We start from the raw sequence: 13,321 nt of genomic DNA on the forward strand, positions 1-13,321 counted from the left end.
GTAGTCGAGACTTCTCTCCGGCCACTCCTCGACGGCCTTGGGGTGTCGGCCGGGCCGCGGGAGCTTCCGGAGACCCGCACACCGTTGGGCCTATGGAAAACTTTGGCTATAGGGTGTAACCCTTTGGGCTTCCAGCGCAGGAGAGGTTGATCGCCCATGCCGACCGGCCGGGACACACCACGGCAGCGCTACCGGAACCAGGTGCGCAACGAGATCAAGCAGGCGGCGCTGGCCCAGATGGGCACCGGCGGTGCCGGAGCGCTCAGCCTCAACGCCATCGCCAGGACACTGGGCATGACCGGGCCGGCCCTTTACAAGTACTTCGGAAGCCGCGACGACCTTCTCACCGAGCTGATCCGCGACGCTTACGACGACGCAGCCGCCGCCGTACGGAGAGCGGCGAGGGCGACTGCCGCCGGCTCGCCGCGCGAGCGGCTTCACGCCCTGGCCGCCGCCTACCGGGAGTGGGCGGTGAAGGCGCCCCACCTCTACCAACTGCTGGCGGGGACACCGTCACCCACGTACCAGGCGCCTGCTGAGACGGTCGAGGACGCCAGAGCGGTGCTCGGCCCGTTCCTGACCGTGCTGGCACACGGACAGTGCTGGCCCGCGGCCGAAGGACTCCGGGCCGAACTGGAGCAGTGGCTCTCCCGGACGCCGACCGCCGCCGCGTGGGTCCATGACTACGCGCCGGAGGCCGACGCAGCCACCGCGCTCGCCGGCACGATCATCGTGTGGGCCCGGCTGCACGGCATCGTCAGTCTCGAAGTGCAGGGGCAGTTCGACGGGATGGGCCACCGCGCCGCCACCCTGCTCGCCGTCGAAGTGGAGTCGATCGCCGACTCCATGCAGCTGTCCGGCAGCCAGCCGCCGGCATAACGACCCGGCTGACCACAGCGGCCGCGCGGGCCGGGGCGCAGGGCGGGCGGTGTCACGCCTTGTGCGGAATGGCGTGGAGGGTGTCGGCGGCCTGGCTGATGGCGGCTTCAGCGGCGTGGGTCTCGCGCAGGGCTGTCCGCAGCGTGCTCCTGGCTGAGCTGGTTGGCGCGGTCGATCTCGGCCATGTGTTCCTCGGCCCAGGCCCGGACCATGGCCAGCGGACCTTCCAGTGACAGCCCGAGGCCGGTGAGCCGGTAGTACACGCGCGGGGGCACGGTCGGCTCCACCCGGCGGTCGACCAAGCCGTCCCGCGCCAGGCCTCGCAGCGTGACGGAGAGCATCTTCTGCGAGACGCCGGGCATCCGGCGCTGGAGCTCAGCGAAGCGGACCTCCTCCGGGGACGCCTCCGCCAGCACCTTGATCGCCATCGAGGTCCATTTCGTACCGATCCGGTCGAGCAGTCGACGGGTCGGGCACTGCGGGTCGAACAGGTCTCCGCGGGCACGCTTGGGCGCTCGCGCCGTTCGGGAGGTCACCTGCGGCTCACCACCTGTGGCAGAAGTGCGGTCTTGGCGCCTCCACCGTAGTTACCTATCGTTTTGCTGTCACCATTGGTAACCGCAAAAGCAGGAGGTCGTTGTGCCCCTCACTCCGCCCCAGGCCCCGCGCCGTCACGCGTCCGGGGTCGAGCTCCGCCGTATCGCGGCCAACGGGGTCGAACTCAATGTGGCCCTGGCCGGTGAGGGGCCGGCCGTTCTGCTGTTGCACGGTTTTCCGCACACCTGGCAGCTGTGGACCGAGGTCCTGGACGGGCTGGCCGGGCAGCACCGGGTGATCGCTCCGGATCTGCGGGGCTTCGGCGCGAGCACGCGGGCGGCGGACGGCTACGACGCCGGGACCCTCGCCACCGACGCCGAAGCCCTCCTGGACGCCCTCGGCGTGACCTCCGCTGCCGTGGTCGGCATCGACGCGGGCACCCCGCCGGCATTCCTGCTCGCCATGCGCCGCCCCGACCTCGTCCGACGACTGGTGGTCATGGAGTCGCTCCTGGGCAGGCTGCCGGGCGCCGAAGGGTTCCTCGCGGGCGGGGCGCCGTGGTGGTTCGGCTTCCACGCGGTACCCGGCCTGGCCGAGTCCGTCCTGACCGGCCATGAAGCGCAGTACGTCGACTGGTTCCTCGAATCCGGCACCCTCGGACGAGGTGTGCGCCCCGCCCTCCGGGAGGCCTTCGTCCGCGCCTACACCGGAAGCGAGGCCCTGCGCTGCGCCTTCTCGTACTACCGCGCACTGCCCACCAGCGCACAACAGATCCAGGACGCCGTCGATCCGGGCCGGCTCACCGTGCCCACCATGGCCATCGGCGCCCGCCCGGTCGGTGCGGCGCTCGAACGGCAACTCCGGCCTGTGGCCGACGACATCGTCGGCCATGTCCTCGAGGACTGCGGGCACATCATTCCGCTCCACCGTCCCGAAGCGCTGCTCAGCCTGGTGCGGCCGTTTCTCGCCGCTTGACCCGCGCCATCAATTCCCTGCTTCTCCATTCCTCACTTTCCGAAATCGACTGATCGGACGCCGGCCGGCGCAGGAGTGCCGGGGTGACGCCCCGGTACGCCGCTGGTCGATCGCGTCAGGTGAGTGCTGTCGCCAGCAGTGCGGCGGTCTTGGCGACCAGTGGGTTGTCGGCCGGTGCGTCCGGTTCGTGTTTGGTCGTCAGGACGGCCAGCACGATCGGTGACCGGTCCGGAGGCCACGTGATGCCTACGTCGTTGTTGGTCCCGTACTCCCCGCCGCCGGTCTTGTCGGCGAGGGTCCAGTCGGCGGGAAGGCCGGCACGGAAGCGCTCGACGCTGGTCGTGTTGGCCAGCAGCCACTCGGTCAGCTGCCCCCGGTCCTGGGGTGTGAGCGCGTCGCGGAGAGTGAGGCGCGCGTAGGTCTGGCCGATGGCTCGGGGGCTGGTCGTGTCGGTCATCCGCCACGGTTCCGCGGAGTTCAGTTCGGGCTCCCAGCGGTCGAGCCGGGTTGTCCCGTCCCCGATCGAGCGGCAGAAGCGCGTGACGGCGGTCGGTCCTCCCAGCTCGCGGAGGAGGAGGTTCGCCGCGGCATTGTCGCTGTAGCAGATGGTGGCGGCGCACAGTTCCCCGACGGTCATGCCGTTGGCGAGGTTCTCGGGCTTGCCGGTGATCGGGGCGTGGCCGGAATCCGTGACGTCCTTCTCGGTGTACCGGATGCGCTTGGCCAGGAACGTGCCGTCCCGGTCGAGGTCCCGCAGGACGGCCGCGACGGCGAGCGTCTTGAACAGCGAGCACATCGGGAACCGCTCGTCCGCGCGGTACAGCACCGTTCTGCCCGTGGCCGTGTTGCGGGCGAACACACCCAGACGGGCGGAGTGCTCCTGCTCAAGCTCTTTCAACTGCCTGGATAACTCGTCTCCGCAGGGCGCTGAAGCGTACGCCCTCCCGCCCGTGGACAAGGCGGCGGTCAGTGCTGTCCCAGCGCCGAGGGCCAGTACCGCGCGGCGGGACGGGCGTGGTCCTGTGGTCTCCAAGACTCTCTTCTCTCTCCTACGGGTCATGACGTTGTTCAAGACGGCCCGACAGGCCGACTGGTTCAACGTCGGTGCTGTCTACGGCACGCCACCCCTGGCCGATCGACGCCATCGACGTCCACCTCCGCGCCTGGCAGGCCTCCCAGCCCATCACCTGACCGCAGCGACGCTCCGCCTCTCACTCAACCAGCCCTCTCGACCGCGCCCAGTGACCGCAGCTCACGCAGACTCGTCAACGGCCGACCCATCGCGCAAGCCGCCGACCGCGGCGGCGGTGGCCCCCGATCTGGAGCAGCACATGAATCCCAATGATCTTCCTGCACCGACCGAAGGCCTCGTGCTCACGCACTTTCTCACCGTCAGCGACGTCCCTCGCTCGCGGGCGTTCTACGCCGACGTGCTGGGCGGAGAGGTGGTGCTGGAGGAGAACCCGTGCATCATCAAGGTCGCCAACAGCTGGATCATCATGAACCCGGGCGGCGGCCCCACCGAGGACAAACCCGATGTCGTCCTGCGGACACCCGATGACCCCAACACCGTGTCCAGCTTTCTGAATGTACGGGTGGCAGATATTCACGGCTTCTATGCCGCGGCGAGCGCCAAGGGTGCTCAATTCCTCACCCCACCCATTGACCGCCGTGCCGAACTGCGCTGCTACATGCGTGATCCGGACGGGTACCTCATCGAGGTCGGCCAGGCGACGGGGCTGCTCGAAGGCATCCTGGCTCGCACCGACACCTGAGCGCGCTGGGCCGTATGCGAAGGAGCGCAATGTCGATCCAACTCGGGTTGGCTCTCCCGCAGGGAAGGCAGTTTCAGCATCGGCCGTGACGTCCCCGCGCCGGCACGATCCGCGGAGGAGACGGGCTACGACAGCCTGTGGGTCTTCGAACGCATCCGTCCGAGGTCGGCCCCAAGCCGGTCCGCCCCATCCCGGTCTACCTGCCCGCGTTCAGGCCGCGTGCTGCCCGTCGTGTGGTGGACCGGGCGGACGGCTGGATGCCGGTCGGCATGGGCGCCGGCATAAGGCGACGGGCGCCACGGCATAAGCCTTGGCGCCCGTCGCCCATGGGGGGTGCGATCGACTTACCGACTCCGGGAATTCCGGCTTCAGCGGCCCTGCAGAGCCTTGACGTTGTCCCCGAACGTCCATCCCTTTGACCCGTCCCAGTTGATCGACCAGGTCATCAGGCCCTTCAATCCGTTGTTGTAGGTGTTCCAGGCCTGCGACACCAGGTTGGGCGACATGTGGCCACCCCCGGCGCCCGGTTGCGCCGGCAATCCCGGGACCTGCTTGTCGTAGGGAACCCGGATCGTGGTGCCCTGGACGACCAGGCCCCTGTTCAGGCAGTCCGTCTGCGCGGTGAACCCTTCGACCGTGCCGGCGGAGTACGAGTCGCCGGAGCACCCGTACATGCTGCCGTTGTAGTACTGCATGTTCAGCCACCAGAGCCGGCCGTTGTCGGCGTACTTCTTCACGATCGGCAGGTAGGCGCCCCAGATCGAGCCGTATGTCACGCTGCCCCCGGTGACGTAGGCCGTCTCGGGCGCCATCGTCAGGCCGAAGTTCGGGGGCATCCGGGCGAGCACGCCGTCGATGATGTGCACGAGGTTGGCCTGCGAGGTCGACAGCTCGTTGATGCTGCCGCTGCCGACGAGGCCGGTCTCGATGTCGATGTCGATGCCGTCGAAGTTGTACGTCTTGAGAATCGGGACCACGGTCTCGATGAAGCGGTCGGCGACCGTACGGGAGCTGAGGTCGATACCGGCCGCCGCACCGCCGATGGACATCAGGATCGTGGCACCGGCCTCCTTGGCCTGGCACATCTCGGCCGGGGTCGCCACCTTCACCGTCGCGTCCATCCCGTCCTCCCACAGGACGGTGCCGTCCGAGCGGATGACCGGGAATGCCGCATTGATCACGTTGTAGCCGTGATCGCGGATACGGGTGTCAGTGATCGGAGTCCATCCGAACGGCGGGTGAACGCCGTTCGCCGCGCCGTCCCAGTTCTCCCAGTACCCCTGGAGCACCTTGCCCGAGGGCTTCGACTTGACCGCGCAGGTTCCGTCCCGCGGTGCGCTCGGCGCACTCGGTGCCGCGGCGACCGGCATCTGCACGGCGAAAGCCATCGCCAGGCCGACCACCAGCAGACGTGCCGTCCGACCCATCATGCTGCGCTCCCTCGCATGCCGGTGACCGCATTCTGCGTAACACGCTTTGAACGTAAGTTGGTCCAGACCTATCGTCAATAGGTCTGGACCAACCCGGGGCGTTGTCGCCTCCAGGACGTGGTCAGCAGGCCGGTATCAGCCGACAGGCGGGGACTGACCCGCCCACACCCGTCCGAGGTCACGGTCAGTCGTCGAAGTGCGTTTTGGAACCGGCGGTGGACGTGGTGGTACCGGTCGCCAGCAGCAGAGCGCGGTCGTTGATGGCCGGACGTCCGTCGGGCAGGACGTTCAACTGCCGTGTGGATTCATAGACATAAGGAATCGCGCCCGCTCCTGCCCGGCGGTGATGACGTGCTGCCGCGCGCCGGGGGCAGGATTCGGCGGTCCGGCCACGCGGTGTTCGTCTCTCGAACGCCGAGCACGTTAGAGGTGTCCTGCGATCGAACACAAGGTCTTCACAAACGGATACGGAGTCAACTCACTTTCATCACAGGGGAGTTCGAGACGCGTAAGCACGATATCTCCGGCAAAGGCGGCGTAGGCCCGGCCTCATGGTTGGGACGGCGTACCGTCGCACGTGGCCGTCCACGGAGCCCACATGCACCAGGTCGGCCCGACGCCCCCTGGGCCGCGGCGTGCGGCGGATGCGGGCCGTGTGCTGGGGGAGTTCGTCATGGCCCTCACGCTCCACCGCGCCCGGGCCCGCAACCAGGCAGCCGGTCTCCTGGGAGCGGCGCGCCCACCCACTCCGCACGGTGAGGCACGTACGCTCGCGCATGGGGGTACGGCGTCAGGTGCCGCCGCGCACCATGCGCCTGAGGCCGATGAACTCGAGTTCGGCGAAGACCGCGACCACCACCGCTCCCACGATCAGGAACGCTACGCCGAGTCCGGTCAGCGGCGCCAGATCCCCGAACGCGAGGACGAGGCAGCCGATGCAGGAGAGCGCATTCACCGCGATCACCGTCCAGGCCAGGCCGCGCGGGATCGCGGGGTAGCCGGCGATGAGGGCCAGCGCTGCCGCCCCGCCGAGCTGGTAGAGCCCGAATCCGACCGACATCGCCACCGGCATCCCGGTGGGCGAGGTGAGTGCCCCGCTCGCGGCGATCAGTACGACGGCCATGACGGCCGTGCTCGCGCTGTCGATCCGTAGCACGGTGCGGAGCAGCCGCGCTGCGTCCCCGTCCACCACGGGGGCCGTTGCCGGCATGGTCTGCGTGGTCATCCCTGTCCCCTTCTCGCAGTCGTTTCGCCAGAACGGTGGCAGGGGCGCGGTCACCTCATCAATGACCTCCGAGGTCATGGCCGTACGCCGTGGCGCGGCTACTCTCGGCGGCATGAGCGCTGACACGGGCACCGGTCAACTCCCCCGCATAGGCGTGCTGTTGCGCGAATGGCGACAGCGCCGCCGGTTCAGCCAGCTGGATCTGGCGCTGCGGGCCGAGACCTCCACACGGCATCTGTCGTGCGTGGAGACCGGCCGCGCGCAGCCGAGCCGGGCGATGGTGCTGCGGCTGGCCGAGCACCTCGACGTCCCCCTGCGCGAGCGCAACAGCCTGCTGCTGGCCGCCGGTTACGCACCCGCGTACCGGGAGAGCTCCCTGGACGGCGAGGACATGCTGGCCGTGCGCTCGGCGCTGGACCTGCTCCTGGCCGGGCACGAGCCGTACCCCGCGGTCGTGGTCGACCGCTGGTGGAACGTGGTGACCGTGAACCGCGCGATGTCCGTGCTGCTCGACAGCACGCCACCGGGCCTGCTGGAGCCCGGCCGTCAGCAACCGCCGAACGTCATGCGGCTGGTGCTGCACCCCGAGGGACTGGGCTCGCGGTGCATCAACTTCGCTGAAGTACGCGCGCATGCGCTCGACCGGCTGCTCCATCAGGTCAACGCCACCGGCGACGCGGAGCTGCGCGCGCTGTACGAGGAAGTGTCCGCGTACGAGCTCCCTGCCGGGGTGGAGGCCGCGCCGGAGCAGGGGCGGCGGCCCCCTCACGTAGTGGTCCCGCTACAGCTGCGCACCCCGCACGGCGACCTGTCGATGTTCAGCACGATCGCCACCTTCGGCGCACCAGCCGACGTCACGCTGTCCGAGCTGGCGATCGAGTCCTTCTTCCCGTTCGACGCATTCACCGAGCGCGTCCTCAGGGAGCTGGCCGGAAACGCGCGCTAGGCGTGCGCTGCCGGGGGTGTCACCAGCAGCGCCCAGGCGCACGTGCCGTGGGGCGTGACGTGGACGCCGTACCGCCGTGCCAGGGCGTCCACCAGGGGGAAGCCGCGGCCGCACTCGGCGAGGTCCGCGTCCACGTCCACGTCCATGCCGGGAACGGAAGGGCCCGGAACGGAAGGGCCGGGAGCGGGCCGCCACCGGCCGCCGTCGTAGACCTCGATCCACACCTCCGGAGGGGCGTGGGCCAGCCGTACGCTGACGTCGGCGGCACCGCTGTGCCGCACGGCGTTGGTGACGAACTCCGTGACGATGATGCGCGCCGACTCGGCCAGGTCGTCGCCCGTCCGCCACGCCATGAGCTGTGCGCGGGCGAAGGACCTGGCCCGGTGCACCGCCCAGTCCTCGGCGGGCAGCGCGCAGAACGCCATAGCGCTGGGGTGCTCCGGACGCGGGACGGTGCGCTCATGCACCGCAGCCCGCGGGAGGCTCGGGTATCGGTCGAGGACGGTCATGGCAACTCCCTGCAAAAATAAGGACACGCGCGGACATCAGACGACGATCAGGGCCTCGAGCGTGCGCGGTCCGTGCACGCCTTCGACCCGGTCGAGTTCGATGTCGCTGGTGGCCGAAGGGCCGGAGACGAAAGTCAGCGGCCGGGCGGGATCCAGCCGGGCCAGAGCCTCCGGCACGGAGGCCACGATCTGGTCGGCCCGGATCAGGCACAGGTGGTAGTCGGGCACCAGGGTCAGGGCTCGCCGGCCCTGGCCGGGGCCGCCGTCGAGGACCAGCGTTCCGGTGTCCGCGATGGCCGCGGCCACCGTCGTCACCGTGCCGTCGACGCGGTCGAGTTCACGTACGGGCAGCCGCGGATCGTCGCTGAGCACCCGCTCCGGGGGCAGCCCGGCCCGCCACGCGGGCGGAAATCCGTGGGGCACGACGACGCAGCCCGCGCGGCGAGCGGCGAGAGCCTCCGCGACGGCCGCGGCCACTGCGCCGGAGGCCGCGCTGCCGGAGGCCAAAAAGCCGCCGGAGGCCGCGCTGTCGACGCCCGCCCCCACCGCTTCGGCGCCCCCGGCCACGTCGTCGGCGGTCACCAGCCGCACCACAGCCCCGTAGTCCGCCATCCGTTCCGCCAGCAGCTTCACCGCCGCCTGCGACCCGGTGGGCGGGGATCCGCCCCGGGAGTAGTGCCGGGCCACCGGCACGTCCTCCGGGCGCTCGCCCTCCGGTACGTCCGCCAGCGCGCGGCGTATGCGGTCCAGCACTTCAGTGCGTGCGTTCACGAGTGTGTCCTCCTCCACCAGGCCCGGAAGCTCTCCTCGGCCGGGAGCGGGGCGTCGCGGGCGTCGGTCCAGGCGGACAGCGGCCCCGGCAACCGGCGTACGCCCCGGCGCCCGCCCAGCAGCCGCCCGGCCACGGCCCCCACCCGCTGTACCGCCGCCAGCCGGGACGGACGGGAGAGCACCCAGCCCGCCACCGCCATCGCCGCCCGCTCGAGCCCCGGCACCCGGCGCCGCCTGGCACCGTCCACCACCCGGGCCCGCAGATGGACGAGCACCTCCGGGATATTGATCTTGACCGGGCAGACCTCGTAACAGGCCCCGCACAAGCTCGACGCATACGGCAGGGAGCGGTCCACCGGCGACGTCGCACCCCGCAGTTGCGGGCTGAGGATGGCGCCGATCGGGCCGGGATAGACGGACCCGTAGGCGTGTCCGCCGACCCGCTCGTACACCGGGCACACATTCAGGCAGGCCGAGCAGCGGATGCAGTTCAGCGCCTGGCGGCCGACCGGGTCGGCGAGGGTGTCCGTCCGGCCGCCGTCCAGCAGCACCAGATGGAAGGTGCGGGGACCGTCACCGCCCGCAGTCCCGGTCCAGGTCGAGGTGTACGGGTTCATCCGCTCGCCCGTGGAGGAGCGGGGCAGGAGCTGCAGAAAGACCTCCAGGTCCTGCCACGTCGGCACGACCTTCTCGATGCCGACGACGGAGATGAGGGTCTCGGGGAGCGTGAGGCACATCCGCCCGTTGCCCTCCGACTCCACCACCACCGCGGTGCCGGTCTCGGCCACCAGGAAGTTGGCCCCGCAGACGGCGACCTTCGCCCGCAGGAACTTCTCCCGCAGATGCCGCCGCGCCGCTTCGGCCAACTCCCGTGGATCGTCACTGAGTCCGGCGGGTGCGGCGGCGCCGTACTCCCCCATCGCGCGCAGGAAGATCTCCCTGATCTCCGCCCGGTTGCGGTGGATGGCCGGCACCAGGATGTGCGAGGGGAGGTCCTGCCCGAGCTGGACGATCAGCTCGGCCAGGTCGGTCTCGTACGCGGCGATGCCGGCCTCGGCCAGCGCCTCGTTCAGGCCTATCTCTTGGGTGGCCATCGACTTGACCTTGACCACCTCCCGCTCGCCCGTGCCGCGGACGAGGTCGGCGACGATCCGGCTCGCCTCCTCGCCGTCGCGCGCCCAGTGCACCTGGCCGCCTGCGGCCGTCACCCGCTCCTCGAGCTGGAGCAGATAGCGGTCCAGGTGGCGCAGCGTGCGTTCCTTGACGGCACGCCCGGCCTCGCGCAGCTCCTGCCAGTCGTCCAGCTCGCCGACGGCCTCCGCCCGCTTGTCCCGGATGGTGGCGGTGGCGTGGGCGAGATTGCTGCGCAGCTGCGTGTCGGCGAGAGCCGATCGTGCCGCGTCCGGGAACGCCGGCATACCGAGGAACGTCCGGCCGCTCATGCGGACTTCACCCCTTCCGCGCCGCACTGGGCAGGACGGGGCGGCCCCGTCCTGCCCACCACCTGGACCGACTCGCTGGAAGCGGCGGACGAGGTGGACGCCGTGGACTCGGTGGAGGCGAGGATCTCGGCCAGGTGCACCGTGCGGACGCCCGTGCGCAGCCGGGAGAGCATCCCGCCGATGTGCACCAGGCAGGAGTTGTCGCCCGCGCACAGCACCTCGGCTCCCGTGTCCAGCGCGTGCCGCACCTTGTCCGCGCACATCGCCACCGACGTGTCGGCGTTCTTCAGAGCGAAGGTGCCGCCGAAGCCGCAGCACTGCTCGGCCGCGGGCAGCTCGACCAGATCGATGCCGCGCACCGCGCGCAGCAGCGCCAGGGGCCTGTCGCCGATGCCGAGCGCGCGCAGCCCGTGGCACGTCGGGTGGTACGTGACCCGGTGCGGGAAGTGGGCCCCGACATCGGTCACGCCCAGGACGTCGACGAGGAACTCGGAGAGCTCGTACACCTTCGGCGCTGCGCTCACCGCCGCGGACAGCCGGCCGTCGTCGTCCGCCGCGCCGGCCACCCGCCCGTGGTACTCGCGCACCATGGCGGCGCACGACCCCGAAGGCGTCACCACCGCGTCGTAGCCCGCGAAGGCACCGGCGAAGCGCCGTACGAGCGGCACGCACTCCCGTACGTAACCCGTGTTGAAGTGCATCTGCCCGCAGCAGGTCTGGGCCTGCGGGAACTCCACCTCGCAGCCCAGCCGTTCCAGCAGGCTGACCACCGCCCGGCCGGTCGCCGGGGCGAGGGTGTCGTCCAGGCAGCTGATGAACAGCGCGATCCGCATGATTCCTCCGATGCGCGGGCGCCGTGCGGCGGCGCCCGCGGGGATCTAGGGGAGCATCCAGGCGAGGACGCCCGACTGCAGGAAGACCAGCACGCACATGGCCAGGAGGAGCAGCAGGCTCCACTTGATCGCGCCCCGGAACAGGACGGACTCCTTGCCGACGAGGCCGACGGCGGTGGCGGCGATCGTCAGATTCTGAGGGCTGATCATCTTGCCGACGACCCCGCCTGAGGTGTTGGCCGCGACGAGCAGGGTCGGATCGAGGCCGGCCTTGTTGCCCGCGGCCTGCTGGAGGGTCGCGAACAGGGCGTTGGCCGAGGTGTCCGAGCCGGTGACGGCCGTGCCCAGCCAGCCCAGTACGGGAGAGAGGAACGCAAAGGCAGCGCCCGTACCGGCAATCCACGTGCCGATGGTGATGGTCTGTCCCGACAGGTTCATCACGTAGGCGAGAGCGAGGACGGATGCGACGGTGAGCAGGGCCCAGCGCAGCTTGGCCACGGTGGCGGTGAACTCGCGGGCGGCGGCCGCCGGGCTCACGCGGTAGACGGCGGCGACGACGAGGCCGGACAGCAGGAGCAGCGTGCCCGGCGAGGACAGCCACGGGAAGGTGTAGACGGTGGTGGTCGACGGCTCGCCCGCGGCCGTGAGGACCTGGCCGTCGAGACCCGGCCAGCTGATCTTGAGATCGCTGGACGCCAGGAACTCCTTGACCGGCTCCCACAGTTTCGCCAGGGAGAAGACCGCGATCACGATGAGGTAGGGCAGGAAAGCCATGACGACCCGGGAGCCGCTGGCGCGGTCCTCGGGGGCCGCTGTGCTGTCCGCCGCCGAGCGCGTACGGGTCGTGGCGCCGGAGACGCCGGAGCCCGGCCCGCCCGGGGCGCGGCCACGGTGCGGTCCTGCGCCCGCGCCATCCGCCGGCTCGTCCCCGCCGGCGGTGCCGACGGACCCGGAATCGCCGTCGCGCGCCAGGGCTGCCCTGGCCTCGTCGCCGCCCCGCGGCCGCCAGACCCGGAGGAAGAGGACGATCGCCGCCAGAGCCGCGAGCGAGGCGATGATGTCGGTCAGCTCCACCGAGATGTAGTTGGCGCTGACGAACTGGGCGAGCGCGAACACGACACCGCACACCACCGCCACCGGCCAGGTCTGGCGGACTCCGCGCCGGCCGTCGACGAGCGCCACGAGCAGCAGCGGCACGAAGAGGGCGATCAGCGGCGTCTGGCGGCCCACGTAGGCGCCGATGTCGGTGTACGGGATCTTGGTGAGGTTGCCCGCCGTGATGATCGGAATCGCGATCGCGCCGAACGCGACGGGTGCGGTGTTCGCGACCAGAACGGTGATCGCCGCCCGTACGGGGGCGAAGCCCAGCGCCATGAGCATGACGCCGGTGATCGCCACCGGGGCGCCGAATCCGGCGAGCGCTTCGAGCAGGCCGCCGAAGCAGAACGCGATGATCACGGCTTGGACCCGCGGATCGTCGCTGATCAGGCCGAAAGCCCGGCGAAGATCCTCGAAGCGACCGCTCACCACGGTGAGTTGATAGACCCAGATCGCCGTGACGACGATCCACATGATCGGGAACAGGCCGAAGGCCGCTCCCTCACTGGCCGACAGGGCCGCGAGGCCCGCGGGCATGTCGTAACAGGCCACGGCGACGGCGACGGCCACGGCGAGTGATGCGAGGCCGGCCCAGTGCGCCTTCAGCCGGAACCCGCCGAGCAGGACGAAGAGCGTAAGGAGCGGGAGCGCGGCGAGGAGCGAGGACAGGGCAAGGCTGTCGGCGACGGGGGACAGATCAGGCTGGTACATGCGACCCTCACATTGGTCAGACCATGCTTTGGATATCTCACGCTAAGCACGCTCGGGGAACCGTGTCCAGAGGTGTGTCACAGAAATTTCGCTTGGTCCGACCAAGCATCGGGTGCCTCAAGCTATGATCGGATGCGAGCGGGGGCTCACCCCCGACCCGCAGCGATGAGGAATCCATCGGCTATCGATG

Annotated in this window: 14 protein-coding genes; 4 read left to right on the forward strand and 10 right to left on the reverse strand. The window is 70.2% G+C overall.

The features are described from left to right. The first annotated feature begins 156 nt into the window (after positions 1 to 156). The gene (locus tag ACTWP8_RS12290) at positions 157 to 879 is read left to right on the forward strand and encodes a TetR/AcrR family transcriptional regulator (protein WP_443322172.1); all 723 of its coding nucleotides are present in this window, start codon (positions 157 to 159) and stop codon (positions 877 to 879) included. Between the two features lie 107 nt (positions 880 to 986). Here the strand turns inward: ACTWP8_RS12290 and ACTWP8_RS12295 are convergent, their stop codons facing one another. Continuing rightward, complete coding sequence (locus tag ACTWP8_RS12295) at positions 987 to 1,415, reverse strand: winged helix-turn-helix transcriptional regulator (protein WP_443322173.1); 429 nt, start codon at positions 1,413 to 1,415, stop codon at positions 987 to 989. A 103-nt stretch (positions 1,416 to 1,518) separates the two neighbouring features. Between ACTWP8_RS12295 and ACTWP8_RS12300 the strand changes: the two genes are divergently transcribed. Continuing rightward, positions 1,519 to 2,391, forward strand: coding sequence for an alpha/beta fold hydrolase (locus tag ACTWP8_RS12300; protein ID WP_443322174.1), 873 nt, complete (start codon positions 1,519 to 1,521; stop codon positions 2,389 to 2,391). Between the two features lie 115 nt (positions 2,392 to 2,506). Here the strand turns inward: ACTWP8_RS12300 and bla are convergent, their stop codons facing one another. Beyond that, entirely contained in the window at positions 2,507 to 3,451 is a 945-nt protein-coding gene (gene bla, locus ACTWP8_RS12305) for a class A beta-lactamase (protein ID WP_443322175.1), read from the reverse strand. A 271-nt stretch (positions 3,452 to 3,722) separates the two neighbouring features. Here bla and ACTWP8_RS12310 point away from each other — a divergent pair, with 271 nt between their 5' ends. Further along, complete coding sequence (locus ACTWP8_RS12310) at positions 3,723 to 4,166, forward strand: VOC family protein (RefSeq protein ID WP_443322229.1); 444 nt, start codon at positions 3,723 to 3,725, stop codon at positions 4,164 to 4,166. Between the two features lie 368 nt (positions 4,167 to 4,534). Here the strand turns inward: ACTWP8_RS12310 and ACTWP8_RS12315 are convergent, their stop codons facing one another. The 3 genes from ACTWP8_RS12315 to ACTWP8_RS12325 form a co-directional block, all read right to left on the reverse strand. Further along, positions 4,535 to 5,593, reverse strand: a complete 1,059-nt coding sequence (locus ACTWP8_RS12315; RefSeq protein ID WP_443322230.1) for a chitinase — start codon at positions 5,591 to 5,593, stop codon at positions 4,535 to 4,537. A gap of 187 nt (positions 5,594 to 5,780) precedes the next feature. Beyond that, positions 5,781 to 5,918 (reverse strand): putative ATP-grasp-modified RiPP, encoded by a 138-nt coding sequence (gene tgmA / locus ACTWP8_RS12320; protein WP_443322231.1) that lies wholly within the window; start codon positions 5,916 to 5,918, stop codon positions 5,781 to 5,783. Between the two features lie 468 nt (positions 5,919 to 6,386). After that, positions 6,387 to 6,821, reverse strand: coding sequence for a hypothetical protein (locus tag ACTWP8_RS12325; protein WP_443322176.1), 435 nt, complete (start codon positions 6,819 to 6,821; stop codon positions 6,387 to 6,389). Between the two features lie 112 nt (positions 6,822 to 6,933). On the opposite strand from ACTWP8_RS12325, the gene ACTWP8_RS12330 reads away from it, so the two are divergent. Next, on the forward strand, positions 6,934 to 7,767 hold the full coding sequence (locus ACTWP8_RS12330) for a helix-turn-helix domain-containing protein (RefSeq protein WP_443322177.1): 834 nt from the start codon (positions 6,934 to 6,936) through the stop codon (positions 7,765 to 7,767). Here the strand turns inward: ACTWP8_RS12330 and ACTWP8_RS12335 are convergent. Genes ACTWP8_RS12335 through ACTWP8_RS12355 form a run of 5 tightly spaced genes read right to left on the reverse strand, consistent with a single transcriptional unit; the run spans position 7,764 to position 13,131 of the window. After that, the gene (locus ACTWP8_RS12335; RefSeq protein ID WP_443322178.1) at positions 7,764 to 8,276 is read right to left on the reverse strand and encodes an ATP-binding protein; all 513 of its coding nucleotides are present in this window, start codon (positions 8,274 to 8,276) and stop codon (positions 7,764 to 7,766) included. The two genes, ACTWP8_RS12330 and ACTWP8_RS12335, sit on opposite strands and share 4 nt — an antisense overlap. Positions 8,277 to 8,312: 36 nt before the next feature. Then, positions 8,313 to 9,047 carry a LutC/YkgG family protein gene (locus ACTWP8_RS12340; protein ID WP_443322179.1) on the reverse strand — a complete coding sequence of 245 codons (735 nt, stop codon included), beginning with the start codon at positions 9,045 to 9,047 and terminating at the stop codon, positions 8,313 to 8,315. Beyond that, positions 9,044 to 10,489 carry a lactate utilization protein B gene (locus tag ACTWP8_RS12345; RefSeq protein ID WP_443322180.1) on the reverse strand — a complete coding sequence of 482 codons (1,446 nt, stop codon included), beginning with the start codon at positions 10,487 to 10,489 and terminating at the stop codon, positions 9,044 to 9,046. Before ACTWP8_RS12345 ends, ACTWP8_RS12340 begins: the two co-directional genes overlap by 4 nt. After that, on the reverse strand, positions 10,486 to 11,322 hold the full coding sequence (locus ACTWP8_RS12350) for a (Fe-S)-binding protein (RefSeq protein ID WP_443322181.1): 837 nt from the start codon (positions 11,320 to 11,322) through the stop codon (positions 10,486 to 10,488). The genes ACTWP8_RS12345 and ACTWP8_RS12350 overlap by 4 nt, the downstream gene beginning before the upstream one ends. A 45-nt stretch (positions 11,323 to 11,367) precedes the next feature. Further along, entirely contained in the window at positions 11,368 to 13,131 is a 1,764-nt protein-coding gene (locus ACTWP8_RS12355; RefSeq protein ID WP_443322182.1) for an L-lactate permease, read from the reverse strand. Positions 13,132 to 13,321 lie beyond the last annotated feature (190 nt).

It is taken from the genome of Streptomyces sp. 7N604, assembly GCF_052245475.1.
In the GTDB taxonomy this organism is placed as follows: domain Bacteria; phylum Actinomycetota; class Actinomycetes; order Streptomycetales; family Streptomycetaceae; genus Streptomyces.

What these genes read in the sequence shown, in the direction of transcription:
- ACTWP8_RS12315 (WP_443322230.1), bottom strand. Translation starts at nt 5,593, where the DNA reads ATGGGTCGGACGGCACGTCTGCTGGTGGTCGGCCTGGCGATGGCTTTC.
- bla (WP_443322175.1), bottom strand. Translation starts at nt 3,451, where the DNA reads ATGACCCGTAGGAGAGAGAAGAGAGTCTTGGAGACCACAGGACCACGC.
- ACTWP8_RS12310 (WP_443322229.1), top strand. Translation starts at nt 3,723, where the DNA reads ATGAATCCCAATGATCTTCCTGCACCGACCGAAGGCCTCGTGCTCACG.
- ACTWP8_RS12290 (WP_443322172.1), top strand. Translation starts at nt 157, where the DNA reads ATGCCGACCGGCCGGGACACACCACGGCAGCGCTACCGGAACCAGGTG.
- ACTWP8_RS12330 (WP_443322177.1), top strand. Translation starts at nt 6,934, where the DNA reads ATGAGCGCTGACACGGGCACCGGTCAACTCCCCCGCATAGGCGTGCTG.
- ACTWP8_RS12335 (WP_443322178.1), bottom strand. Translation starts at nt 8,276, where the DNA reads ATGACCGTCCTCGACCGATACCCGAGCCTCCCGCGGGCTGCGGTGCAT.
- ACTWP8_RS12355 (WP_443322182.1), bottom strand. Translation starts at nt 13,131, where the DNA reads ATGTACCAGCCTGATCTGTCCCCCGTCGCCGACAGCCTTGCCCTGTCC.
- ACTWP8_RS12350 (WP_443322181.1), bottom strand. Translation starts at nt 11,322, where the DNA reads ATGCGGATCGCGCTGTTCATCAGCTGCCTGGACGACACCCTCGCCCCG.
- ACTWP8_RS12325 (WP_443322176.1), bottom strand. Translation starts at nt 6,821, where the DNA reads ATGACCACGCAGACCATGCCGGCAACGGCCCCCGTGGTGGACGGGGAC.
- ACTWP8_RS12345 (WP_443322180.1), bottom strand. Translation starts at nt 10,489, where the DNA reads ATGAGCGGCCGGACGTTCCTCGGTATGCCGGCGTTCCCGGACGCGGCA.